Source organism: uncultured Methanobrevibacter sp., assembly GCF_900316895.1.
In the GTDB taxonomy this organism is placed as follows: domain Archaea; phylum Methanobacteriota; class Methanobacteria; order Methanobacteriales; family Methanobacteriaceae; genus Methanocatella.
On the sequence record NZ_ONER01000107.1, the window covers coordinates 1 to 2153 of the forward strand.

Annotated in this window: 2 protein-coding genes and 1 pseudogene; all 3 read right to left on the reverse strand. The window is 37.8% G+C overall.

The features are described 5' to 3' along the window. Positions 1-332 (reverse strand): annotated as a pseudogene (locus QZN27_RS09035) (acetyl esterase); the annotation flags it as partial. Between the two features lie 48 nt (positions 333-380). Continuing rightward, entirely contained in the window at positions 381-731 is a 351-nt protein-coding gene (locus tag QZN27_RS09040; RefSeq protein WP_296786673.1) for a GNAT family N-acetyltransferase, read from the reverse strand. A 60-nt stretch (positions 732-791) separates the two neighbouring features. Next, positions 792-2147: an MATE family efflux transporter gene (locus tag QZN27_RS09045; RefSeq protein WP_296786676.1), complete on the reverse strand. Its 1356-nt coding sequence runs from the start codon at positions 2145-2147 to the stop codon at positions 792-794. Between the last annotated feature and the right edge of the window lie 6 nt (positions 2148-2153).

Genomic DNA, 2153 nt, shown 5'->3' on the forward strand with positions numbered 1-2153 from the left:
AAAATGTTTCTTGTAATGTCCAAAAGTTCCTGACCCACATATTCACCATAATAGGCATGAGCCTTAGGATTGTCAACATAAAAACTGTTTTCACCACAAGGGATTACAATTGCTATCCCATTGTCTTCCGCAAACTTCTGAATGGAGGTGTTTGCAAGAAATATGTCATCACTGCCGTACAGTCCGTGAAGCAGATACAGTGTTCTGTAAGGCTTTGGAACAATCTCTTCTGTATCCTGCAGGAAGTGAATATTGTCTGCAGGCAATATTACGCTGATGGATGTACGTCTCTGCAAGCTTTTGCACTTGATATCTCCTCTAAATAGAACCATAATTCACCTATTCCAATTGTTTATATAATTTCACTGTTTTCAATCATTCTATGTCCACAATTCAGTTATGAACATCGGGCTTGCATCCTCTGCCTTTTCAAATCCGCAATATTCATAAAATTTCGCTTCCAAATCATACGCAACAACTACAATTCTCATATAATCCTTATAATGATTTTTAACCCTCTCAACAAGTTCTTTTCCTATTCCCTTTAGCTGATAATCAGGATGGACCAGCAGATAATGCACATAAGCATTCATTATCCCATCATCCATTACACAAATCATTCCAACAAGCTTATCCTCATCCCATGCGGAATAAACAGTTTCAAAGTTTTTCATTGCAATAACCAGCTTTTCCGGAAAATGACCTGAAGACCATTCTACAGATAAAAACAAATCCTGAAGCTGCTTTTTGCTAAATGTATGTGTGTTCTTGTATGTTATTTTTGCTCTTATTTAAACCACCCTATATTCTGTCCATTTATTTGAGAAATATCTGTAAATATAAATTCCTGCCCTCACATACCAGTCGATGAACATTGCAATCCAGGTTCCGAACACTCCAATTCCCATCCAATCGGCGATTACATATGAAAGGCCGATTCGGCATACAAACATTACGGCCAAACTGATATACATCACTGATTTTGAATCTCCTGCTCCCCTGAATGTTGCAGGTATGGTAAATGACAATGGCCATATTATTATTGCAAAAATGCCGTGCCATATTATCATTTCACTAGCCATGACTGCAGTTTGGGCCGAGAGGTTGTATATGCCCAAAATCAAAGGCAGACCTGCAAATATGATGAGATTTATGACTATATGTGAAATGACTACAATAATCAGGCATTTCTTATTGTAATATCTAGCCTGTTCATAGTCATTTGCCCCGACACAGTTAGATATCACTGCAGTTAGACCCAGATTAATGGCAAATCCCGGAAGAACCGAAAATATTCCAATAGCATAACCAACTGAGTTTGCAGCTATTGCCATGGTTCCGAACGTTGAGACAATGCTTAAAACCAGAACTCTGCCCAATTGGAACAGTCCGTTTTCAATACCATATGGAATGCCGACATGCAATACCTTTCGAAGTATAACAAAGTCAAACTTATGTTTTAAAGTCTTTTTAATATGTAATTTATAGTTATCGTCCACGGCAAAATGCATTATCAAAACAGCGGCCAATGCCCTTGATATCACGGTTGGAATAGCTACTCCCCGAACATCCCATCCCAAATAGTAAATGCAAAATGCATTTCCGACAACATTCAATACATCACAAATGAGTAGGATTTTCATTGGAATGGTTGCATTGTTGGTTGTTCTAAAAATTGCAGCACCTGCATTATAAATGGCCAGAAATGGAATTGAAAGTGCAACAATATACAAATACATATCTGCATTTGCCCAAACGTCCGCCTCGATTTGGCCGAACAGGATTCCAATCAGGAAGTGCCTTAACAAAACTACCAATATCATTAAAACTGTTGATAGAATAGTTGAAAACCAAACAAGCTGGGTTGCAGAATTTCGTGCCTTGTCAATCTGTTTGTCGCCCAAATATTGTCCTGCTACAACAGCACCACCCGTTGCAAGGGCTGAAAATGAAAAAATAAGAAGCTGAACTAAAAAGTCAACTAGAGAAACTCCAGAAATTGCCGCTTCACCTAATGAAGCTACCATTACTGAATCGGCAAATCCTACAAAGAATTCAAGCCCATATTCTATTAAAAGAGGAATGAATAGAGCAAGTAATGCCCTATTTGAATATAAGTATCCTTCAGGAGTTTTAAATATGTTCATAAATTA